Origin of the sequence: Mesorhizobium sp. M7A.F.Ca.CA.001.04.2.1 (assembly GCF_003998485.1) — a bacterium.
Classification (GTDB): Bacteria; Pseudomonadota; Alphaproteobacteria; order Rhizobiales; family Rhizobiaceae; genus Mesorhizobium; species Mesorhizobium ciceri.
Genome location: NZ_RZQT01000021.1, coordinates 20,356 through 42,914, shown reverse-complemented (window position 1 = coordinate 42,914; position 22,559 = coordinate 20,356). Strand labels below are relative to the sequence as shown.

The 22,559-nt window shown below is 60.0% G+C and carries 15 protein-coding genes; 9 read left to right on the top strand and 6 right to left on the bottom strand.

The window, feature by feature from the left end:
- The first annotated feature begins 38 nt into the window (after window positions 1-38).
- The 5 genes from EN955_RS09525 to EN955_RS09505 all read left to right on the top strand — a co-directional run bounded on the left by EN955_RS09525 (window position 39) and on the right by EN955_RS09505 (window position 7,393).
- Entirely contained in the window at window positions 39-344 is a 306-nt protein-coding gene (locus EN955_RS09525) for a DUF3467 domain-containing protein (RefSeq protein WP_024504960.1), read from the top strand.
- A complete protein-coding gene (locus tag EN955_RS09520) occupies window positions 328-1,221 on the top strand; it encodes an efflux RND transporter periplasmic adaptor subunit (RefSeq protein ID WP_024504959.1) in 894 nt (297 codons plus the stop codon). Before EN955_RS09525 ends, EN955_RS09520 begins: the two co-directional genes overlap by 17 nt.
- Before the next feature lie 456 nt (window positions 1,222-1,677).
- Complete coding sequence (locus EN955_RS09515; RefSeq protein ID WP_164752907.1) at window positions 1,678-3,228, top strand: HlyD family efflux transporter periplasmic adaptor subunit; 1,551 nt, start codon at window positions 1,678-1,680, stop codon at window positions 3,226-3,228.
- A gap of 18 nt (window positions 3,229-3,246) precedes the next feature.
- Window positions 3,247-5,394: a hypothetical protein gene (locus EN955_RS09510; RefSeq protein WP_024504957.1), complete on the top strand. Its 2,148-nt coding sequence runs from the start codon at window positions 3,247-3,249 to the stop codon at window positions 5,392-5,394.
- A gap of 37 nt (window positions 5,395-5,431) precedes the next feature.
- Window positions 5,432-7,393, top strand: a complete 1,962-nt coding sequence (locus EN955_RS09505) for a DEAD/DEAH box helicase (RefSeq protein WP_164752926.1) — start codon at window positions 5,432-5,434, stop codon at window positions 7,391-7,393.
- A gap of 403 nt (window positions 7,394-7,796) precedes the next feature.
- On the opposite strand, the gene EN955_RS35855 is transcribed toward EN955_RS09505, so the two are convergent.
- Window positions 7,797-7,925 carry a hypothetical protein gene (locus EN955_RS35855; RefSeq protein ID WP_255337276.1) on the bottom strand — a complete coding sequence of 43 codons (129 nt, stop codon included), beginning with the start codon at window positions 7,923-7,925 and terminating at the stop codon, window positions 7,797-7,799.
- 206 nt (window positions 7,926-8,131) lie between these two features.
- On the opposite strand from EN955_RS35855, the gene EN955_RS09500 reads away from it, so the two are divergent.
- From EN955_RS09500 to EN955_RS09485, 4 genes are all read left to right on the top strand, one after another.
- Window positions 8,132-10,099: a hypothetical protein gene (locus tag EN955_RS09500; RefSeq protein WP_127219040.1), complete on the top strand. Its 1,968-nt coding sequence runs from the start codon at window positions 8,132-8,134 to the stop codon at window positions 10,097-10,099.
- Window positions 10,096-10,857 carry an AAA family ATPase gene (locus EN955_RS09495; protein ID WP_024504954.1) on the top strand — a complete coding sequence of 254 codons (762 nt, stop codon included), beginning with the start codon at window positions 10,096-10,098 and terminating at the stop codon, window positions 10,855-10,857. Before EN955_RS09500 ends, EN955_RS09495 begins: the two co-directional genes overlap by 4 nt.
- Window positions 10,858-11,232: 375 nt before the next feature.
- Window positions 11,233-12,492 (top strand): exonuclease SbcCD subunit D, encoded by a 1,260-nt coding sequence (locus EN955_RS09490; protein ID WP_024504953.1) that lies wholly within the window; start codon window positions 11,233-11,235, stop codon window positions 12,490-12,492.
- A complete protein-coding gene (locus tag EN955_RS09485) occupies window positions 12,489-15,956 on the top strand; it encodes an AAA family ATPase (protein WP_024504952.1) in 3,468 nt (1,155 codons plus the stop codon). Before EN955_RS09490 ends, EN955_RS09485 begins: the two co-directional genes overlap by 4 nt.
- 1,083 nt (window positions 15,957-17,039) lie before the next feature.
- On the opposite strand, the gene EN955_RS09470 is transcribed toward EN955_RS09485, so the two are convergent.
- The 5 genes from EN955_RS09470 to EN955_RS09450 form a co-directional block, all read right to left on the bottom strand.
- Window positions 17,040-18,794: a cytochrome c biogenesis protein CcdA gene (locus EN955_RS09470; protein ID WP_024504950.1), complete on the bottom strand. Its 1,755-nt coding sequence runs from the start codon at window positions 18,792-18,794 to the stop codon at window positions 17,040-17,042.
- Between the two features lie 88 nt (window positions 18,795-18,882).
- Complete coding sequence (locus EN955_RS09465; RefSeq protein WP_024504949.1) at window positions 18,883-19,704, bottom strand: SDR family oxidoreductase; 822 nt, start codon at window positions 19,702-19,704, stop codon at window positions 18,883-18,885.
- Window positions 19,705-19,796: 92 nt separating this feature from the next.
- Window positions 19,797-20,852, bottom strand: coding sequence for an alpha/beta hydrolase (locus tag EN955_RS09460; RefSeq protein ID WP_024504948.1), 1,056 nt, complete (start codon window positions 20,850-20,852; stop codon window positions 19,797-19,799).
- 25 nt (window positions 20,853-20,877) lie between these two features.
- Entirely contained in the window at window positions 20,878-21,618 is a 741-nt protein-coding gene (locus EN955_RS09455; RefSeq protein WP_024504947.1) for a hypothetical protein, read from the bottom strand.
- Between the two features lie 49 nt (window positions 21,619-21,667).
- Entirely contained in the window at window positions 21,668-22,489 is an 822-nt protein-coding gene (locus EN955_RS09450; protein WP_206523751.1) for an alpha/beta hydrolase, read from the bottom strand.
- Between the last annotated feature and the right edge of the window lie 70 nt (window positions 22,490-22,559).

The window sequence follows — 22,559 nt, the reverse complement described above, 5'->3', positions numbered from 1 at the left end:
TCGGGACTGATCGGCGGGTAGGGAGAAGGGGTAACACGATGGCGAGCGGCAAGTCAGAGAATGGCTCAAACGAAACGATTGCGGCGGGCAAGACGCAGCCTCCTGTACGTTTGAACACGGCGAACTTGAAAAGCAGCTATTGCAATGTCTGCAACGCCACCAGCACGCGAGAAGAGGTGGTCCTCAATTTCGGGATCAACCAGAATTGGGATCTTCAGCAGCGAGATCTCGAGATCGAGCTGCACCACCGCATTATCCTGAGCCCATTCGCGGCGAAGCGCTTGCAGGAGCTCATTACGAAGCTCATCCAGGAGCACGAAAACCGCCATGGCGAACTGCGCTAAGCTGCGATTATCGCACTCTTCTCTTTGCGCCTTGGTGATCGGCGCTTCTGCAGCGCTGGCATTTGCGTCTGCTTCGAAGCCCGCTCTTGCGCAAGAGAGACAAGCCGCCTTCGATGCCGATTGTCTGATTGAGCCAAGTGCGAAGGTCGAGCTCGGCGCTTCCGTTTCAGGGCTCGTGAAAGAGGTATTTGCCGATCGTGGCGATGCAGTTACAGCAGGTCAAATCGTAGCCGAGCTCGACTCGGGCGTCGAACGAACCTCGCTCGAGGTAGCCCGGGCTCGGGCAGAAAACGACCATGAGGTGCTCTCGAAAAGATCTCGAATGGAATACCTCACCAAGAAGTCCAATCGGATAACGAAGCTCGCCGAGATGAAGGCAGCATCCGAGGCGAGCCGCGACGAAAGCGATTCTGACTTGAAACAAGCCGAGCAGGAACTGCACGAGGCCGAACTTAGCTTTCGGATGGCGCAGCTCGAGTTGAGGCATTCAGAGGCACTGCTGGAGCAGCGTATGATACGCAGCCCGTACGACGGTGTTGTCATAGAGCGCGCGCTCACGGCCGGAGCGTACCTTCACGACCAGGCCCACGTGTTGACTATCCTTAGGACCGATCCGCTGTTTGTGGAGGTGTATCTGCCACTCGAACGCTTGGGAAGAATCCAGGTCGGCGCTCTTGCCGAAGTCTATCCGGAAGACCCTGTCGGGGGCCGTCTTACCGCCAAGGTGTCGGTGGTCGACCGGTTCATCGATGCCCCCAGCGCGACTTTCGGTGTGAGGCTTACGCTCGACAACCCGGAGGGCAAGGTGCCGGCGGGGCTGCGCTGCACGATCAAGTTTCGCACGCTTGTTGCGAACCAGCGGCACGATGCGGGGTGAACTGGCGTGGGCGGACGAAGATGGAAAAGCGAGCGGTCCACCATTGCTTGGAACAGGACAGCGTTTTGTCCGCCTCTATGAAATCGATTGGGCCTGGTGCCACGGATCTCGAGGTGTTCGATGGACACTCTTGATCAATTTGAAAACGACGCTACGAGGGACCGCACCGCGGATGGCGGCAAAGTTTCGTCGCGGGATGACGCCGTGCTTTGGGCGTCGCTTGCGACAGCCGACAACCTGGCAACGTTCTGCTCCTGCTGGCTGGCTCTGCAGTGTAGCCAGATCCAGCAAACGGGGGCTGGCCTCCTTCTGCTTCAGAGTCCAGAAGGTCCGTACCGGCCTGCCGCCATTTGGCCGGACCCCGAAAAGGATGTCTCATACCTGAGCCCTGGGGCAGAGCAGGCAATCCGAGAGCACCGTGGGGTCGTACGATCAATCCCGGCAAGTACGGGTCCTATGGCGCGTGTGCATGTCGCATTTCCAATCGACGTGCAGGGCAACGCCGTAGGCGTCGTCGTGCTTGACGTTGTCTCCCATGCCGGTTTCGATCTCAAGTCCGTTTTCCGGCAGTTGCAATGGGGGACCGGGTGGCTGGAAGCAGCCTTGCTGCGGCAGCGGGCCACTGGCGAGATAGGTCTGCTCGCTCGCGCAAATGCAACCCTCCACATGCTTGCAGTCGTCGAGGAACACTCCAGACTCCAGACTGCGGCCTTGGCTCTGACGAACGAAGTTGCGGCGCGCTTCGGCTGCGAGCGCGTTTCACTGGGGTTCCATGAGCGGCGCGGAATCCGGATGCGGGCGATGTCGCACTCGGCCTGGTTTCAGCGGAAGTCGGAGTTGGTCGGCACACTGGAAAACGCCATGGACGAGGCGTTCGACCAGAGACTACCGGTATCTTATCCCGTGGTGACTGGAACCGAACGGCGGATCGCGGTAGCTCACAAGGAACTTGTCGGTTCGGGCCGGATCAGGAGCGTTCTGTCGGTGCTGCTCTCAGCCGCCAACGGACCGATCGGCGTGATGACGCTGGAGCGTCAAACCAACGATCCTTTTGATCTCGAGGCGGTTCAAACTCTCCAGCTCCTTGGGACCCTTGCCGGCCCTGTGCTTGAGCTGCAGCGAGGGTCCGAGCGCTGGATCGCTGGCAGGATCGCCACAAACGCCCGGTCAACCCTTACGGCGATCTTCGGACCGCGCCGACCCGCGCTCAAGCTCGCAGTCCTGTCGGCACTCGCTCTGTTCGGGTCTCTCGCCTTTGCCAACACCGAATTCCGGGTATCAGCCAAGTCCGTGCTCGAGGGCTCGATACAGCGAGCCGCGGTGGCGCCCTTCGACGGGTTCATCGCCCGCGCAAATGTGCGACCTGGCGACATCGTACACCAGGGTGACGTTCTCGCTAGCCTCGACGATCGCGATCTCGTGCTGGAGAGCACGCGGTGGGAGATGGAGGTTCGCAAACTCCAGCAGAAACACAGAGACGCACAATCGCAGCACGACCGGCTGAATATGCAGGTGCTGCAGGCGCAGATCGATCAGGCAGAGGCCCAAGCGAGACTAGCCAAGGATAAGCTGGCGCGCAGCAGGATTGTCGCCGCGGTCGACGGCTTCGTTGTCTCTGGGGATCTAAGTCAGATGCTCGGCGCACCTGTTCAGCAAGGCAAGGTTTTGTTCGAGGTCGCGCCGTTGAGTTCATATCGGGTCGTGTTGCGGGTCGATGAGGAGGACATCCGGCACATTGCCATCGGACAAAAGGGTGCTCTCGCGCTTACCGGTGCGGCCGGCCAGACGGTCCCATTCCGTATCGCCCGGCTGACCTCCGTGGCGACCGCCGAGGACGGCCGTAACTTCTTCCGCGTCGAAGCGAACCTGCTTTCCAATGACCTTCCTCTGCGGCCGGGTATGGAAGGCATCGGCAAGATCGAAATTGGTGAGCGCCGGCTGCTTTGGGTTTTGGGGCGCAACCTGATCGAGCGAACCAGGCTCCTTATCTGGGCTTGGATCCCCTAATGGGCATGGGAGCAGGTGGTGGTTGAACCGTTTCTGAGCTCAAACTGGTATAGGGTCTGCGGCCTCAAGCCGAAGCTCCGGCTTCATGCGCGGATCCATCGTCATCGCTATCGCGGCAGCGCCTGGTACGTCATTCAGGACGCCGCCAGCGGCAAGTCCCACCGGTTCACACCGGTCGCATACTACTTCATTGCCAATCTCGACGGGCGACAGACTGTCGACGCCATCTGGAACAGCATGGTGGACATGTTCGGCGACAGTGCGCCGAGCCAGGACGAGACAATTGGATTGCTGACGCAGCTTCATGTCGCGGATCTCATTCGCCACGACACTCAGCCGGACGCCCTGGAAGCATTCGATCGGTTCTCCAAGCAAAGTCAGGCGCTATTGAAGCGCAATCTCAAGAGCCCGCTATCCCTCACTCTGCCACTCTTTGACCCCGATCGCTTCCTGAAGGCGGCACTCCCGTTTTGCCGCGGGCTTTTTGGCAAGCTCGGCCTGGTTCTGTGGGTTGTCGTTGTCGCGCCTGCGCTGTACTTGGCCAGCCTTCACTCACATGCCCTGTCGCAAGATATCTCGGATCGGGTCTTCGCGGCGCAGGGCCTGCTTTTGATTGCTCTTGTCTATCCTGTCGTCAAACTGCTGCATGAACTGGGGCACGGTCTGACGACGCGGGCCTTCGGTGGTGAAGTCCATGAAATGGGGCTGATGTTCCTGGTCTTCTTTCCTGTGCCCTATGTGAATGCTTCGGCATCGGCCGGATTTCGCAGCAAGTATCAGCGTGCAGCAGTGGCAGGGGCCGGAATCCTGGTTGAAACGCTGCTAGCGGCCTTTGGGCTCTATGTGTGGCTGACTGTGGAGACCGGCGTCGTGCGGGCAATAGCCTTCGACGTGATGCTCGTTGCCGGTCTTTCGACCGTGCTGGTCAACGGAAATCCGCTGCTCAAGTTCGACGGCTACTTCGTGCTGGCCGATCTTGTCGAGATGCCCAATCTCGCACAGCGCTCGTCCGAATTCTGGGGCCGCCTGGTCGAGCGCTATGCCTTCGGTGTCGAAAAGGAGCGCACGCTTCCGCTCGGTCCGGGCGAACGAATCTGGTTGCTTGCTTTCGCGCCCGCGTCATTCATCTATCGAATGCTCGTCCTGTTCGGCATTTCGCTGTTTGTCGCAACGCACTACCTGATCCTCGGCATCCTTGTGGCACTGTGGGGGATCGTTTCGGGTGTGGCGCTGCCCGCAGCCAAGATGCTATGGCACGTCATCGCCAGCCCTCGATTGCGCCGTCATCGGATGCGGGCAGTGGTGGTCACGTCCCTCACCTTGCTTGCTGGAACCGCGCTGCTCTTTGCTGTGCCAGCCCCGCACCTGACAATGTCACAAGGCGTGATCTGGCTGCCGGAGGAAGCCTACGTCCGCGCCGGCGCTGATGGATTCCTGCGGGAACTGAAGCGCCTCCCTGGCTCACCCGTGGAACCGGGCCAGCCCCTGTTCGAAAGCACCGATCCGGTTCTGGAGATGCAGAGTTCAATCCTGAAGGCCCGCGTCAGGGAACTTGATCTTCAGTTCCGGGCGGAACGTTTTGTCAACCGCGCGCAGGCCGAGGTGACAAGGAAGGAACTTGATGAAGCCCAGGCGGAGCTCGATCGAGCGCAGGATCGTTTTCGCCACCTGGTGGCGACCAGCGCCGCTGCCGGAGTTCTGGTCGTTGAACAGAGCGAGGATATGCCTGAGCGCTTCTTCCGGCAGGGAGCGATCCTCGGTTATGTGACGCCACCTGCGGGAAGCATCGTCCGCGTAGTGGTCTCGCAGGACGATATCGATCTCGTGCGAGAGAAATTGATTCGCGTCACGGTGCGAATGCCGGGACAGAGTGGCGCCGCGGTTCCGGCGGAAATTCTGCGTGAAGTGCCTGCCGCCTACGACAAGCTTCCGAGCAAGGCTTTGACGTCGAGCGGTGGTGGCGCCATTGCCGTTGATCCGCGTGACGCCGAGGGGCTCAACTCCCTCAGACGCTGGTTCCAATTCGATCTGAAGATTTCCGCTGACGCTCTCCCGCCAGCTTTCGGGAGCCGCGTTTATGTTCGGTTCGAGCTCGAATGGGAGCCGGTTGGCCTGCAGATGGCACGCCGGGTGCGGCAACTCTTTCTGTCCCAGTTCCATGCGTGAAGACACGATCAGGCCTTGGAGGATCGCGGACCTCCGGATGATGCCGTTTGCCGAAAGACGGCGGGAGACCGCGAGCTTCCTCGACGACGCTCTCACCAGAGTCCAGGCAAAGGTCAAGCGCCGACCAAGTATGACGTTGAACGGCTTCAGAACATTTCTGGAAGACGTCGAGCGCTTTGGGGACGAGTATCAAACGCTCGCTGATGACAGCATCTCGGTGGCCGCTGAAAAAATCAAGCTGGCCCTCTCGCGTGAAGGACTCGCAGAAAGCATCGTCGCTCGTTCATTTGCGCTAATAAGAGAATGCTCGCAACGTCTCCTCGGCATGCAGCATCATCCGGTGCAACTTATCGGTGGCTATGCACTTCTCAAAGGTCGACTCGCGGAGATGGAAACGGGTGAAGGCAAGACGCTCACGGCGCTCCTGCCGGCGGCCACAGCCGCGCTCGCTGGAGTTCCAGTCCACATCGTCACTGTTAACGACTATCTTGCACAGCGGGATGCTGATCAACTCAGGCCCGTCTATGAGAACCTTGGACTAACGGTAGGGCTGGTGCTGCATGGGCAAGATCCATCGGTTCGTAGCGCTGCCTACGCTTGCGACGTCGCCTACTGCACCAACAAAGAGCTTACCTTTGACTACCTGCGGGATACGATCGCGCTGCGCGGGCGTCGCAGCGGTGCTCGTGTTCTGCTAGACAAGACGATCGGTGACGGGCAGCAGGCATCCCAGCTCCTGTTGCGGGGGTTGCATTTTGCAATTGTCGACGAGGCCGACAGCGTGTTGGTTGATGAAGCCAGGACACCCCTCATCATTTCGCGCGAGACTGACGATCCGGCTGCGACCGAGATTTACAGGGCAGCGTTGGATTTGGCTAAAGGTCTGAGGGCCGGTGAGCACTATCGTTTGTTGGGCAGCGAGAGGGCAGTCCGGCTGACCGAACGAGGGCGGGCCTTAGTCGCTGGCACTGACGCCTCGGCTGTGGGCGGCCTTTGGGCGTCGCGAAGGGTGCGCCTTGAATTGGTGGAGCAGGCCCTGTCCGCCCTCCATCTCTTCAAACGGGACGTCCACTATATTGTGACAGACGGGAAGGTACAGATTGTCGACGAGTATACTGGACGGGTAATGGCCGACCGGTCTTGGGAGCGCGGTCTTCACCAACTGGTGGAGACTAAAGAAGGTTGTAAAACAACCGGCCGTCGGGAAACACTTGCACAGATTACCTATCAACGATTCTTCAGGAGATATTTGTGGCTGGCTGGGATGACCGGCACGGCTGCGGAGATTTCGACGGAGCTGCAGGAAGTCTATGGGCTCGAGGTCGTCAGAATTCCGACGCATCGCGGGGTCCAGCGACGGAACGTGGGGGTATACCTTTGCCGAACCGCCGAGGAAAAGTGGCGCAAAGTCGCCGCCCATGTGCGCGAGTTGAGGAAGCTCGGAAGACCAGTCCTCATTGGAACTCGATCGGTCGAAGCTTCTGAGCAGCTGAGTGCCTTGCTCAATTCGCATGGACTTGGCCACACGGTGCTGAATGCCCGTCAGGACGCGGAGGAAGCGGCCATCGTTGCGGCTGCGGGAGAAGCAGGGCGCGTGACCGTAGCGACAAACATGGCGGGTCGAGGAACCGACATTCGGCTCGCGCAGAGCATTGTCCAAAGCGGCGGATTACATGTCGTTCTGACCGAATTCCACGAATCTGCTCGCATCGATCGTCAGCTCTTCGGGCGATGCGCACGTCAGGGCGACCCGGGCAGTTTCGAGGCTATCGTCTCGCTGGAGGATGAGTTGTTTCGCCGCTACGCGAGAGTCCTTGCTCGGATTGTGTACGCGATTGCACTAGGCAGACCGGAGTTGGCGTCTGGACTCTTCTGTCGCCTGCTGCGGTGGCTCGCACAGCATTCTGCGGAGAACAGAAACCTGGCTGCCCGCAGGCAAACCATGAAGCAGGACGCTAAGCTTGAGAAGGCCCTGGCGTTCGCCGGGGCTCCAGAATAGCAGGCCCGGAATTTGCGTTCGGTTTAGGCCGACTGCTAGCTAATCGGGGCGCGATTTGCGAAACAAGTCCTCGCATTTTGGCAAACCAATATGCCGTCCAGAATTATCTGTCGTTGGTGATACCCCAAGTCCGGAATTATCTGTCGAAGACTGCTAAGTGGTTCATATTCCACCCTTTTCGCCGGACGAGGTTACCAATGCCCTTCGGTCAACAGGTTACCAATGTGCCCCAACGACAATTAATTCCGAACTGGCGCTAAGGGGCTGTCTCCATTAAGCTTACTGCGGCGTTGATTGGTAACCTGAGGCCACCCAACAAGCGGATTGGTAACCCACAGGAACGGGTTTTGGTAACCCTTATCGAGCGAGTGGCGCTCGCACCTCTCGGGGGATTCGCTTCAGTTCAGTTGCGGTCATTGACTAACCCGACAAGACGGCTCGCCAGATGTTGGTCGTTGATCGTTTCGTCGATGCGCACTGCCTCAACGAGCTTTACGATTTCCTGGAATCCGAAGGCGGTTATCAGATCCAACCGGCCCAATCCCTAGCGGAGGCGTCATCGAGCTTACGACCCAGCGCTATTGCAGCGCTTAATAGTATCTTCTCGCCGGGGGTGACATTGATATTGCCTCCGCGAGGTGGTCTCGGACGATCGTCAAATAGCCTACACGTTCGCGATGTAGCATATCCCCACAAAATTCTCAGGAATTGCCCCGCGTCGACGCCAGGTTACTAGCTATGAGTGAGTGGCTGACCACAGTTGAGTTTGCTGCACTGGTCGGCATTCGGCGGCAAGTCGCTCACCGCGCTCTTCGTCGGCGTCGCTGGCGAAAAAATCCGCTCGAAGTGCGGAAGGTCAATGGTCGGCGCGGCGGGAACGCCGGAGAGCAATATCAGGTGAATTCCACGTCCCTGCCGCTCGAATACCAGCACCGTTTAAAGGTCTCTCAAATCCTCGTTGAAAACCACTCGAAATCAATCACCGGCAGGACGGCAGAGCACACATGGTGGCTCGATTACCTGAGGCCAGCGCTTCAGCATCCAGTCAAATCGACTGCCCGCACCGACGCCCTGGCCGAGCTAGCAGACAACCCAACGCGGAACTGGGAGGGCACGGCGGTCAGCTATTCCCTGCGGACGCTGCAGCGCCATGCCGCACGCTTTGACGAAGACATGAAGGTCGGACGGCATGGTCGATCGGACAGGGGCAAGAAGCGTGTCGTCATAAGCCGGAGGTGGGACAAGCTGGTCCCGTTCGACGCATCCACCAAGGCAAAAATCGCGGAGGACCTAAAGCAGGAAATCCGCGGCCTACTCAAAGGCGGCATGTCGTGGGGCCACACCCTGCAAGAAGCCGAGAAGTTCCTGATCGACGCGACTCGGGCCTGGGGTTTCCCTCCCGGCGATCCTAACGTGATGGAGCGCGCTTGTTCTATTCCAACCGACCTCGTCTCAGCGGAACTCCACTTCCGAAACGTCCACCGGTTTAAGCGCGACCATAAGGCTTATGATGATCGCCGGCCGCGCATCCGGCGCACCGTCGCCTGCCTGCAGCCGATGGAGCTGGTGGTCGGCGATGTTCACCCTGTCGACATTCACCTCACTCGTCCTGACGGCACTGTCGCCACTGCTAGGCTGATCGGCTTCTTAGATTGGGCGACGCAGCGCCTCTGGATAGGGCTGATCTTTTTCGAAAAGCGCGGCGGAGTGCAAAACCGCGACGTGATCGAAGTGTTCGCGGCCATGATCGAAGCGTGGGGCATGCCGCAGTCGCTCTATGTCGACAACGGCAAAGAATTCAGCTTCGCCGCCTTTCTGGACGATGCCATGCTGCTTACCGTGCCGGGCTTCCATGGCCCGTCCCGATCAACCCACGTCATCAATGCTTTGCCCTACAACGCCTCTGCAAAGCCGATTGAGCGTTTATTCGGCGACCTGGAGACGCGCTATTTCAGCACGGCGCGCGGCCACATCGGCGGCAACCGAATGAGCAAGAAGCAGGAGGCTATCGGGAGGACAGTGGCTCCGTTCGGCACGTTCGAAGATGTGGTGCCGGCCATAGAAGGCTTCGTGCGCACCTATAATCACACTGCGCAGGGCAAAAAGAGCGCGCTCAAAGGTCTCTCACCTGAAGCCACATTCCGCAAACACCTTGAGGCCGGATGGACGCCGACTGCGATGAGCCGCGATGAAGTGCGCGCGGCATGTGCGCGAACCGAAGAGCGGTCGGTTGTTCAGGGTGCGATATCGGTCGGTGGCCGTCATTGGACATGCCCAGAATTGCAGGCTTACCAGTACGAGAAGATCTGGGTTCGTGTGCCGGCCTATCACACACCGGCCGAGTTGCTGCTGCTTGACCGCTATGGTGAACGAGTCGGCATAGCCTCTCCCGACGTCGAGTTCCATCCGCTCGACAAGCGCGGCGCAAAAGCATCAGCCGAACGCGCAAAGGTGCATCGGCAGGCGGTGCGTGACCTCGATCGGTCAGCCCCTGATATCGACGTGGCTGCACGCCTGATCGCACGCGGCGAAGCCCAGCTTGACACGGTCCCCAACGAGCCCGTCGGCATCGTCTCTCACGATCCGGCGAAGCGGCCGGCGCGGATCGTAATGCCGAAGAGGGCTTCGACCTCCGAAGAGCGCCGACGCGAACAGGACGAGCGCATAGCCGTTCAGATGGACTTGGCGAAGAGGATCGTCGGATGACGTTTATCGAAACCCGCGCCGCGTTCACCGTACGGGCTGCATTCGATATGGCGGTCAAGATGCGATATCCGGTGCTTGCGGTCGGCAAAGCCGGACTCGGAAAGACTGTAGCGCTCAACTGGATAGCCGCCCAAAGCGGAGCTGCCTATTGTGAGGTGACGCAGCATACCAAGGCTATCAGGCCGATGTTCCTGATGCTGCATGACGCCTACGGCGTCCAAAGGGACAGCAAGCACACCTACGATCTTGCGAAGGATTGCATGAATTTTTTGGGCGCCCGATACGGCCCGACGCGTCCGTTGCTGGTGGACGAATATCAGAACTTCACACCCACTGTTTTGCGGGAGCTGCTGCATCTTCAGGAGCGGTGCGGCTTCGCTTTACTGCTCGCCGGCAACACTCATCGGTTAGCCGGCACGAGGCGTGATACCCACGCTGTGGATCAGATCGAAAGCCGTATCGGCATGCGTTTCGAGATCGGGCAGCCGACGCGGGAGGACTGCGTGAGGATCGGCGCGGAACACAACGTTGAGGGAGCCGACGCCTACGAAGCGATTGTTATCTACGGTGAGAACACCTCCCTTCGCGCGCTTTGCCATCTCCTCCAGAATAGCGCTGCCGGGACCAGCGGCTTCGGCAGCATTCGTCTTCCTCGGATAGAGACCACGCTTCGCGGCATGTCGTGCGGCAGCGGTGTGCTCAGGCTTCTACACGAGCGCCGAAACGCCGCCGCAGACGACCTCCGCAGCCCGGCTTAATTCCGGACAGCGACAGATAATTCCGGACGGCACACTGGTATTCGTGCAATAATTCAATCTGTTCGCTTGAGGTCGCCGGCGAGTTCCGTTGCGGCCGAGATTACCCGTAGCATCTGGGCATCCGGCGCTGCAGTCGCTCCGATAGATTGCCCCCAGACAGGCTCCCGGGTTCTAAGGATCGATCGCGATCCCGAGAATGTTCGACATTCGGGCGGTGTTTTGCAACTCCCTGTCAACGCGAAATGGCCTTACCCGGCACATAGCCAAGACCCTTGCTCAAGGGCGACCTATACCCGAACGCCAACACCCCTATCTTGAGATTTTCCTGTCGAGCCGCGGTCGAACACTCGTATAATTGTGACCGGAGACTTCCCCATGCCATTCCGATTCGTTCACACCGCCGACATCCATCTCGACTCGCCACTGCGTTCGCTGGCGATGCGAAACGGCGACCTTGCCGAACTCGTCGGAGACGCCAGTCGCCAGGCGTTTGTCTCGATCGTCGATCTCTGCCTTGCGGAACGTGTCGATGCGCTGGTCATTGCCGGCGATCTCTACGACGGCGATCAGACGTCGATGAAAACCGCCCGCTTCCTGGCGTCGCAGATGACACGGCTGCACCAGGCCGGCATTAGAGTCTTCAAGATCCGTGGCAATCATGACGCGCTATCGCGCATATCGAAGCAGCTGGTGTTCCCGGAGACGGTCACGATATTCGGTGGCCGTCCCCAGTCCGTGCTGCAGACAGCCGCCGGGCTCGACGTCATGTTTCATGGCTTGAGCTTTGCCAGCCCCAAGGCGCCGGACAGCCTGCTGCCCAAGTATTCGGTGCCGCGTGAAGGCACGGTCAATGTCGGCATTATGCATACCAGCCTGGCCGGATCGCCCGGCCACGACGTCTATGCCCCCTGCAACGCCACCGACCTGCATGCCCATGGCTTCGACTACTGGGCGCTTGGGCACATCCATGTCCGCCAGGTCCATCCTGGGGCGAGCACGGTGGTGATGCCGGGAATTCCACAGGGCAGGGACATCAATGAGGCCGGGGAGAAATCCGTCACCCTGGTGACGATACGAGACGACCGCACCGTAGAGATAGAGGAGAGGCTGACCAGCATCGCGCAATTCGAAAGGGTGAATGTCGACCTGACCGAAATGGAGGAATGGTCCGATGTCGTCGGACGAGTCCGTTCCGCACTCGAACGTGTTCGCGCCTCTGTCAAATCCCGTCATGCCGTGGTTCGTCTCGACCTGACCGGTGCGTCACCTTTGTCCTGGGCCTTGATCCGTGATCGCGACCTGCTGCTCGCAGAGGCCGAGCAGGCCGCGGAGCAGACGGGAGACACTTGGGTGGAGAAGCTCGAGCTCAAAGTGTCTCCATCCACATCCCAGACCTCCGAGGAAGCCGCCGACCCGATTTTCGAGCTCGCTCAATCCATGCGCGCCGATGCCGGCTCGGACGCGTTCCGAGCTGAGGCGAGGGCCTTGGTCCAGAAGATGGTCGCGGATCTTCCGCCTGACGGGCGCGATTTCGCCGGCAAGGACGAGGCTGAGCAGGAGTTGTTCCTCGATAGGGTGCTTGCCAACGGCGCAAATCTGGTCACCGCCCGCCTCAAGGCCGGTGGATCACAATGAGGCTGCGCCGCCTTGACCTCATCCGCTACGGCAAGTTCACCGACAGGACGATCGACTTCGGGCCGAAACCGGAATCCGGTCCCGATCTGCATATCGTCTTCGGCCTGAACGAAGCCGGCAAGTCGACCGCGCTTTCCGGCTATCTCGATCTGTTGTTCGGCATCGAGGAACGCAGCCGCTACAATTTCCTGCACGAGTACAGTGCGATGCGAATCGGCGGGGTGCTCGAACTCGGCGGTGCGGAGCACACCTTCACACGCACGAAACAGCGCGCCAGCTCATTGTTGGACGAGACTGGCCAGCCGGTCAGCGAAATCGCGATATTGGCACATCTGGCTGGCCTGACTCGCGACGCATACGAGACCATGTTCTCGTTGGACGATGAAACGCTGGAAGCAGGTGGAAAATCAATCCTGGAATCGCGCGGCGACCTGGGCAAGCTGCTGTTCACGGCCAGCGCCGGCCTCGGGCACGCAAGCGATACATTGAGCGTGCTCGAGGCCGAAGCGGACAGGCTCTATCGCAAACAGGCACACGGAACCGAACTTGCGCTGCTCAAGAAGCGGCTTGCGGAACTGAAGGCCAGTAAGGACGCGGTCGACACCTTGGCGTCGAGTTATGAGAGCCTTGAAGCCGAGCGTCTCGACGCGACCGAAAAATACGACCGCAGCATCGCCGAACGGTCGGTGCTGTCGGCTCGCCTCGAGACCATCGCGAAGTATCTTCGGGCGATCCCGATCCTCGCCGATATCCGGCGCAAGCAAGCCCAACTGGCCGAGTTGCCAGAGATCGCCTCACCGTCACGGACCTGGACCGGCAGCGTCACTGAGATGATCGATGACGACGCCAGCCTGAGAACGCGGCTATCGGCGAGCGAAAACGAGCTTGAGCGGGTGACGACGAAAATCGCCTCGGTCGATGTGGATGACGCGATCCTTGCGATTTCCGAACGCGTTCGCGGCCTGGCCGACCGCAAGGTGCGTCACGTCTCGGCCGGCTTGGACCTGCCAAGCCGCAGGACGGAGCTGCAAATCCTCGACAATTCCGTGGCGACCTGTCTTGCCACCCTTGGAAGATCCTCCGAGCCAGTTCCTGCCAAACTGCTCTTGCCTGCTGCAACCATTAGCGCTGTGCGCACCATGGTCGAGCAGCGATCCGGGATTGCTACCAGCGTGCGCGTTGCGCGCGAGGAGGCCACGGCAGCCGCTGACGTGCTCCAGGCGGCACGCGACCGGGTCGGCGAAGAACGGGCCGTGCCAGAGCCTGCCAGGGCAAGGCTGGTTTCGGCTTTGTCTAGGGCCAAGGCCAGCGGCTACATGAGGGAGATCAAGGCGGCACGCGAGACTGCGGATGCCGGTGAAATTCGATGGCAGGCCGCGATCGCGCGTTTGCACCCTTGGTCGGGTGAGGCTCAGGCACTGGCCAGGGTCGCCATTCCGAATGCTGCGCAGATTGGCGCATGGAAGGCGCTGGCAGCGGAGCTCGGGAAGGGCAGGGGCGTCCTTTCCGATCGTCTTGCCGAGCACCAGGGCAATCACGACTTGCTTTCGGCCCGGCTGGAAGCCCTTCGTGCCTCTGTGGATGTCACCGACGATGATGCGGCCGACGTCATTCGGCGTGCCCGCGACGACGCCTGGGCAAGGCATCGCCATGACCTGACTGGGGAAACGGCGGATGGTTTCGCGGCAGCACTGGCCCGAGACGACAGTGTCGGCGCAGGCCGTTTGGCCAACGCCCGGGAACTGGTCGAAATTCGCAGCACAAACCGCAACCTCGCAGAAGCCGCGGCCACCATCGGGCATGCGCGTGATCAACTTGCCCGCAACGGCTCAGATCGGGAGGCCGTGCTCTTGGAAATACGCACAGTCGCCAGAGAGCTGCTCGGACCGTGCCAGGAAACATCCCCCGAACAGCTGATCGAACTGATCGAGGATCGCATCGCTGCCCGCATCGATGCGCTCGCGGCCTGGGAGGAGATCGAGCTTTCGCGCAAGAAAGCCGAGCGGGCGGTTGATGAGGAAGGGCGAATACGCCTGGAGTTGAACGGTGCTCTGGCGAGCGTCGGCGTCGGTTCGGATGCTGGTGACAGCCTGGGGACGGTCATGGCCGTGGCAGAGCTATTCCTTGAGAGACAATTCAAGGTGGACGCTGAGCGCACCGAAGCGCTCAAGACCGTTGGCACAAGGCAAGAGGATCTGGCCGCCAGGCGCCGCGCTGTCGAAGTCGCGGAGCGACGTGAGGATGAATGGCAGGCCGGTATTGCCGAATCGCTCAAGGGCACCTGGCTGGAGAGCGGCATCTCGGTGTCCGGCATGGGGGGCGTCCTTGACCAAATGGCTGAACTGTCCAAGGGCCTTCAGGACCGGGACGCAATGCAGCTTCGCATCGAGAAGATGGAGGCCGACAGGGACAATTTTCTGGTCGAGGTTTCCGCCGTTGCAGCCGAAGCGGGCGAGGCGGCCGACGACGAAGCGGAACAGCTGGCCATTCGGCTTGCCGAGCGGCTGGAGCGCGCCGAACGGATGCGCGAGGCCAAGGCAAGCCTCGTCAATGACCTGCGGCGCCTGCAGGATCAGCGTGAGATCCTCGATGCCGAGATTTCGGCGCATGAGCGCCGCAAGAACGAGGTTCTGAGCATCTTTAGCGTGGCCACGCTGGCGGAGGTCGTGCAACGCGACGAGCTGCTGCGCGACAGGGATCGCCTGCGCACAACCGTGGCCGAACTTGAGGAGCAGGTTTTTTCCGAGCTCGCGGTGGAAGGGTTCGAGCAGGCGCGTTCGATATTGGATGGTGTCGATCTCGACAGTATCGCAATCGAGAAGGCGGAAGCCGAGCAACGGCTTCGCGCTTCTGACGAGGCAATACAGCACCAGCTCATTCGGCAGACGCGCGCGACCGACAAGCTGGACGCTATTGGCGGCGACAGTGCTGTTGCCCGCATAGATGCCGAACGGCGCACCGTCCTTCTGGAAATCGAGGAAAAGGCCGTCCGCTATATCGAGCTGAAATTGGGAATAATGTCGGCTGGCAATGCTTTGCGCGTCTACCGTGAACGTCATCGCTCCGGGATGATGGAGCGCGCATCGGACGCATTCGCTCTCATGACGCGCGGCCAGTACTCTGGCCTGACAACCCAGCCCGTGAAGGGTGGGGAAGTGCTCATCGCGTTGCAGCGCGACGGGCAATCCAAGGTCGCCGACGCGCTGTCAAAAGGGGCACGTTTTCAGCTCTACCTGGCGCTCAGGCTTGCCGGGTATTACGAGTTCGCACAGTTTCGACCCGCAGTACCATTCATCGCCGACGACATCATGGAGACCTTCGACCATGTCCGGTCGGAGGAGGTTTTCAGGTTGTTTGGGGAGATGGCAAGTGCAGGACAGGTAATCTACCTGACACATCACCAGCACCTGTGCGAGATCGCCAAGACTGTAGTGCCGGGCGTAGCGGTCCATGAGCTCGGATGAGATTGGACTTTACTTGATGCGCTGCGGAAATACCGTGCTGTTCCATTTTCCCCTTAGCTAGTCTAATCGACATTTCCAAGCGCCGGCGTTGGCGTCAGCTTTGCGCCTAATCTAGGTCATTCCGCTGGCCCCTGCCGCCCTCCAGAAGCGGACATCGCGGATGCAACACTAAGGGAAACATTGGGTGCCCGATTCTCGCGCCATGTTCCCCACTCTTAGGGCGCTTGCTGACGGCGGGTTCGGCGATCCGCTTGCGCTCATAGTCGGAAGCTTCGAGAGTGTATCTGCGAAAGGATGCGGCGCGCACGACGACGACCGTCTGCCAACCTCCTGCGTAGGTGATCAGTTCGCCCATCTCCTCGACGACATATCCTTCGGGCTCCGCTCCATCGCTGTCAGCGACTTCTCGGCAATTGTACCCGGGCCGACAAGAGAAGGATAAGACCATCCCTGCGGGTGCGTAGCGGATGGCGACACATCGTGCGCCATCGCATCGGATGTCAGGAGGTACGCCCTTACGCCGACCAGTGTAGCAGCGATCAGTGCTGCGGCGACCAGGGCCAGCAGCGTCATGCCTGCGACAGCCCCGCTGGGTGCGGGCTTGCTGCGGGTGTCAATGGCGCAACCGATATGACAACGGCAGAGCGGCCAGAGATTACAGTCTACAGAACCACTTCTCGCCCCGACCATGACCGCGCGACGCGTGTAGGCTGGACCGGGACCGCGCATGTAGTGGAGTTCAGGCCGATAGCGAGGTGCAACGAATTCGCGAAAGATTGATGCCGGCTGCGTGATGAGAGACCTCAGTATCATAATCCGAACTCCTGTCCACAAAACTGCTGAATCGGATGAAGATCGCTTATAAGCCCAGTTATTTAGATCGATCTATTGTACGATAGTGTTGTCAATACTTTGGTCTCAGCGCCAGACGAATGCGCCGCTTGAAATTACTGGTTCCATGACGCGGCAATTGAGGACTGGGACGCGCAATGTGCGGAGCGGCAAGGTGGCTCGACATTCCGCCGAGTTATACCAAGTCACCGCAGTGGCGCGGCTGGGGAACTCGATAAGAACGGCCTGCTGCTATCCGAAAGTGAAGGCATAGGCCCGCACTCCCTCTTCGTAGAATTCGATCTCGAAGGTTCGATCCGCGATCGGCCCGGTTTGTCGGATGAGCTGGTAGAGGCGTGCGTCCTTCAGTATTCCCCAACCCTGGCCGTCGACATCAAAGCCATGATCGGCTTTGGGGGGCGCGCCATCGATTGTGACGCGAAAGCGAACGGGCCGGCCTTCAGAAGGAGGAGCCAACACAAGATGAAGATCGCGCGAGTGAAAGCGGAAAGCAATTTTTCCGGAGCTATCGCTGAGCGTGGCAAACTCACTTCCGATCGTCCAGATACCTGAGAGGCTCCATCGATTGAGATTCAACGGCATGGCGGCCCGGTAAAGGGTCGGGGAATCTTCATTCAATCCGCCGGGCGACGAAAACGTCCTGCCGAGGCCGTAGCCTACATAGGTTTCACTCGAGCGCAGATTGGTCCTGTCAGCGGCTGCTTGCGGCCCTTCGCCCACTACAGCCATGATGTCGCTGGCAACATCAACACCGTCGGCTTCGGACAGCAGTTGCTGGATCAGCTGTTCAGAGTGATCGTAGCCGCCCTCTCCAGAAATGGCACGCCGGACTTGGCCGTCTGCACCGATGATGTATAGCGCCGGCCATGAATTGTTGTTGAACGCCCGCCATATCCCGAAGTCGTTGTCGATGGCCACCGGATAACGAACACCCAGCGATGCCGATGCGCTGCGAACGTTGGGGAGGTCTTTCTCAAAGGCGAACTCAGGGGTGTGGACGCCGATAACGACAAGGCCTTGGTCGGCGTATTTGGCCGCCCAGGCGCGGATATGAGGCAGGGCTCGCAAGCAATAGACGCAGGAATAGGTCCAGAAATTCACGACTACGACCTTGCCTCGAACATCCTCGGAACGGAGCGGTTGTGTGTTCAGCCATTGCGGCGCTGCAAGCATCGCGACCAAGGGATCCGATAGGGTTGGGTAGGTCGCGGAAAGGGCGCCTGATCCGCCAACCAGGTCTCTCCCATCCATTATTTTGACAATGAGGTCTTGTTCAAGGCTGTTCGCTACAACCAAAGACCAGCGCGTGAAAAGCCCGGTGTCGAGGCCAAGCCAGATGGTTGCGGCGCCCGCCACCACAGCGAGGCCAAAGCAACGGCGCAAGGCCTCGCCCCATCGCGCTGAGAGCTTGGCGGTAGCGAGCAATTGACCGCTGAGAAGTGAGCCTGCGGCGAGCGAGCTCGCGGCACCAAAGCCATAAATCAGCAGCAAGAGTGATGTTTGAATGTTTGCTCCTCGTAGTGCGGCACCCGTCAGGATCAATCCCAGAACCGGGCCGGCACAAGGTGCCCAGAGTAGCCCCGTGGCGATGCCGAGAAGCAGCGACGAACCCGTCGTCACACCTGTCGTTGAATGCTTGCTCACTCGCTGTCGTGCGGACAAACGCAACAGCCTTGACCCGAGCGACACGACAGGAGCGGCTATCCATCCGGCGAGTGTGGGTACAAGCATTGTCAGGCCGAATAGCGTTATCAAGACGAGCGCGAAGGTCCTGGCAGATTGGTTCACCTGCACTGCCCACCCCCCAGCGACCGATGCAAGGCTCGCTATAGCCGCGAAGGTGAAAGCCATGCCTAGAAGCATAGGCAAGGCACCCTGTCTAAAGGGTTGCTCAGTGCGCGCCAACAGGAGCGGCAGGATCGGAAAGATACAAGGCGTGGCGATCGTGAACACGCCGGCCAGATAGGCAAGGATGAAGAGCGTCATCTGTTGCACTTTCGAAAATGGTAGCGCGAGAGGTGTGAGGTTTGCTCCCGACTATCGGCCGGCTCTCCGAAGAGCGGGCAACGCCGCGTCACGCCGCATTAGCGCTGATACCGGAGTCGACCGCGTAGCGGGCGGCGGGAACTTTGAGCGAAAGGTTCGGCATCATTGTTCTCCGGGCGCTCTCGTAGGCGTCCCAATCGGCGATGTTGGGAAGCGACGGGATGGTGATCCATTCACCTTGGCCGAAACCTGCCAATGCAGCGTCGACCATTGCCTCGGCCTTCATGACGACTTCACCGGGAAGGTGGTCCAGCGACATGCCGGCCGTATCCCAGAACTCGGTCGCCGTGGCCCCGGGAAGCACGGTTTGGACCCGGATGTTCCTTTCCCCGAGCTCCTTGTGAAGCGAGAGCCCGAGCGCAAGGACGAATGCCTTTGAGGCGCCATAGACACCGTTCAGGATCTCGGGGGTAATGGCCAGAACGGATGCGAGGTTGATAATCGCCCCGCCACCTCTGCTCACGAGTGCCGGGGCAACGGCGTGCGTCAACCGCATCAGGGCAGTGACGTTCAGGGCGATGATGTCGTCCATTCGGTCCACATCGGACTCGAGCAGTGTCTCTGTGGCGCCGATACCTGCGTTGTTCACCAGCATCGTGATCCTGGGATCCGTTCTGAGCAGCGTTTCGATGCGGCCGAGATCATTTCGGTCGTTAAGATCCGCAGGCAGGATTTCGATCGTCCTGCCGGTTTGGCCGATGAGGCGACCTGCCAGTTCGTCGAGGCGCTCACGGTTGCGAGCGACAAGGATCAGATCATAGCCTCGGCGCGCCAGCCGATCGGCGTAAATCGCGCCGATACCTGAGGAAGCGCCTGTCACGACAGCTGTCCCGTTGGCAGAAATGGTCATGGCCGTTTGTCCTTTTGTTTCTCGCGCCAGCGATGGCGCCTGCTTTTGAAGTGATGCAGTCACGAAAGTTGGGCAGCGCGGCTGCCGATCATTCAGAAGGCGTCCACGTCGATAATCGCCTTGGCGAAGATCATTGGAGCCTCCTGGGGCAGATTGTGTCCGATGCCATCCTTGATGGTCCGGTGCTCATATTCGCCCGAGAATTTCTTGGAGTAGGAACCAGGCTCCGGATGTGGGGCTCCATTGGCATCACCTTCGAGGGTGATAGTGGGCACAGTGATGACCGGACCCGCGGCAAGCCGATTTTCCAGATCGTCATATGTCGGCTCGCCGTCAGCGATGCCAAGGCGCCAGCGATAGTTGTGGATCACAATGGCGACATGGTCCGGGTTATCGAAGGCTGCCGCCGTGCGATTGAACGTGGCTTCGTCGAAGTCCCACCGCGGCGATGCGATCTGCCAGATCTGTTTTGCAAAATCGTGCCGATATTTTTCGTATCCTGCCTGCCCACGTTCAGTGGCAAAGTAATATTGATACCACCATGCAAGTTCAGCTTTGGGCGGCAACGGCTTCCTGTTGGATTCACGGCTGCCAATCAAATAGCCGCTGACGGAAACGAGTGCCTTGCATCGTTCGGGCCAGAGCGCCGCAACGATGTTGGCCGTCCGCGCCCCCCAATCACAACCGCCGAAAATCGCCGTGGGAATCTTCAGCGCATCCATCAGGGCTACGACGTCGGCGGCGAGCGCCGCTTGCTGGCCATTGCGGAGTGTCGCAGACGACAGAAAGTGCGTCGTACCGTAGCCGCGAAAGTAGGGAACGATTACGTGGTAACCGGCCGACGCCAACAATGGCGCGACATCCACATAAGTGTGGATGTCGTACGGCCAGCCATGGAGCAGCAAAACTGCAGGGCCGTCAGCAGGGCCGTCCTCGGCATAGCCGATGTTCAGCAGGCCGGCATCGATCTGCTTCAGTGCGCCGAATGACGATTTTCCCGAAGGCATTGTCCCAAACGGCGCGGCCTTGCTGCAAGCGTCTGACGTACCCATCGAGATCAATTGCACGGCAGCTACCGTGGCTGCTGCCGTGCCGAAGAAGTTCCGGCGACGGTGGTCAATTGTTTCGGAAGCCCTGGTCATATCCATTGCTCAATCCTCGCCGTTCACGCGATCATGCCCGGTCGATCGTCACATCGGTGACGTCGATGGTGATTGGCACGAATCCCTGGTTCGCAACGCCATTGGCATCATGCAGAAGGACGCGCCTTCGCGTTGGAAACACGAACCCACCAAATCTCTTTGGGTCATACGTGTAGTGGGCGACAGGCGGGCTGCCAGTCACATCGGGTGAGTAGTCCATCCTCCGAAGCATGAACCTTTGGTCGTAGTAGAAGACCTGGTCGGCGTTATGGTTCGCGATGCTTTCCGGGAACTTGACGGCCAGCCGGCGCCAGGTGTTCCGTTCATCTTCGTTCCACGGAGCGATTTCCGCTGCCTCGACGCCCGGATAGGTGAATGCGAACGGCCCCGTGAGATAATTCCACACGGCCGCACTGGTAAAATAGGCCACCTGCACTGCATCCCACGGCGTGCTGGCGTCGATGAAGCCAGTCGGAAACGATTTGCGCGGGTTGATGCGCTGTTCGACTAACCCACCTTCGAGTGTTGTGATCGCAACACGCTCGGGGTTGAGTTCCAGCAGCGACATACGGTCGGGTCCGGTGAAAGGTGCGAACGTAATGTGCTCACGATGGGGATCAATGGTGACTGTCTGGTCCGAATAGACGTCCGGCCACCCTCTTGCGCCCCAGAAGGGGCCGCCCAGTGACATCTGCGCGGTGATCTTGGTGACTTTGGCCCAGTTCTCCAATCCACCATGCGCATCGAGTACTGCCGTCAATAGCTTGTCCATGGGATGTTCCTTTGTTGTTATTTTCTCAGTTTGCCTGCAGCTGGTCGGGCTATTTCGCCGGGGCGCTTGCCGCCTGTTCAATCAAGCGTGCAACCTCTTTCGGGTGGGAGACGAACGGAACGTGGCTGGATTTGATCTCGGCGGTGATTGCGCCCATGCGCTTGGCATAGAACCGCTCCAAGTCTGGATTGATGGCCCGGTCCTGTTGGGCGACCAGGTACCAGGACGGGATGGTTTTCCAGGCCGCCTCCGTCACAGACGAAGCGAACGCGCTGCCGATGATTGGTTTCTGCGCCGCTGCCATCACGCTGGCTTCAGCCGCCGCAACGTCATTGGCGAAAAGCTCACGAAACTGGGGCGGGTCGATGGTGACGAACCCCGCCACATCGGGTCTGAGCGCTGAGCCGAGCGCAGATGGGTATTTCTCGGTGTAGGCGCCAATTGGCTCGCCGGCTTCAGGTGCGAAGGCCGCTATGTAGACAAGTGCCTTCACGTTTGAGTTCCCCGCCGCGGCACCGGTGATCACCGCGCCGCCATAGGAGTGGCCAACAGCGACGACCGGACCCTTTTGAGCCTCGATCACCCGCTTGGTCGTCGCGACGTCCTCGGCAAGCGAGGTCAGCGCATTCTGTACGGCGATGACGGTGTAGCCGTCGCGCTGCAGGATCGGAATGATGTGCTGCCAACCCGTGCCATCGGCAAAGGCGCCATGCACAAGCACGATCGTCGGTTTCGCGGGATTGGAAGCGACAAGGGTTTCAGTTGCCGCAGCCGGCCGCTTGCTTGGCGAAGGGCCAACAGTGCTGGCCCCGGCAGGGCTGATGGCAATTAGCATTGCGAGCGAGATCTGGGCGAAACGGGTTCTGGTCACGGCAATGTTCTCCATCTGAAGGCGCGGCTATGAAGGCCAGGCCGATTGGGCTGCGACGATTGGTTCGGAA

Coding starts and splice junctions, on each gene's coding strand:
- EN955_RS09505 (WP_164752926.1), top strand. CDS start 5,432: ATGATGCCGTTTGCCGAAAGACGGCGGGAGACCGCGAGCTTCCTCGAC.
- EN955_RS09515 (WP_164752907.1), top strand. CDS start 1,678: ATGGCGCGTGTGCATGTCGCATTTCCAATCGACGTGCAGGGCAACGCC.
- EN955_RS09500 (WP_127219040.1), top strand. CDS start 8,132: ATGAGTGAGTGGCTGACCACAGTTGAGTTTGCTGCACTGGTCGGCATT.
- EN955_RS09460 (WP_024504948.1), bottom strand. CDS start 20,852: ATGGATATGACCAGGGCTTCCGAAACAATTGACCACCGTCGCCGGAAC.
- EN955_RS09490 (WP_024504953.1), top strand. CDS start 11,233: ATGCCATTCCGATTCGTTCACACCGCCGACATCCATCTCGACTCGCCA.
- EN955_RS09520 (WP_024504959.1), top strand. CDS start 328: ATGGCGAACTGCGCTAAGCTGCGATTATCGCACTCTTCTCTTTGCGCC.
- EN955_RS09465 (WP_024504949.1), bottom strand. CDS start 19,704: ATGACCATTTCTGCCAACGGGACAGCTGTCGTGACAGGCGCTTCCTCA.
- EN955_RS09525 (WP_024504960.1), top strand. CDS start 39: ATGGCGAGCGGCAAGTCAGAGAATGGCTCAAACGAAACGATTGCGGCG.
- EN955_RS09485 (WP_024504952.1), top strand. CDS start 12,489: ATGAGGCTGCGCCGCCTTGACCTCATCCGCTACGGCAAGTTCACCGAC.
- EN955_RS09495 (WP_024504954.1), top strand. CDS start 10,096: ATGACGTTTATCGAAACCCGCGCCGCGTTCACCGTACGGGCTGCATTC.
- EN955_RS09455 (WP_024504947.1), bottom strand. CDS start 21,618: ATGGACAAGCTATTGACGGCAGTACTCGATGCGCATGGTGGATTGGAG.
- EN955_RS09470 (WP_024504950.1), bottom strand. CDS start 18,794: ATGACGCTCTTCATCCTTGCCTATCTGGCCGGCGTGTTCACGATCGCC.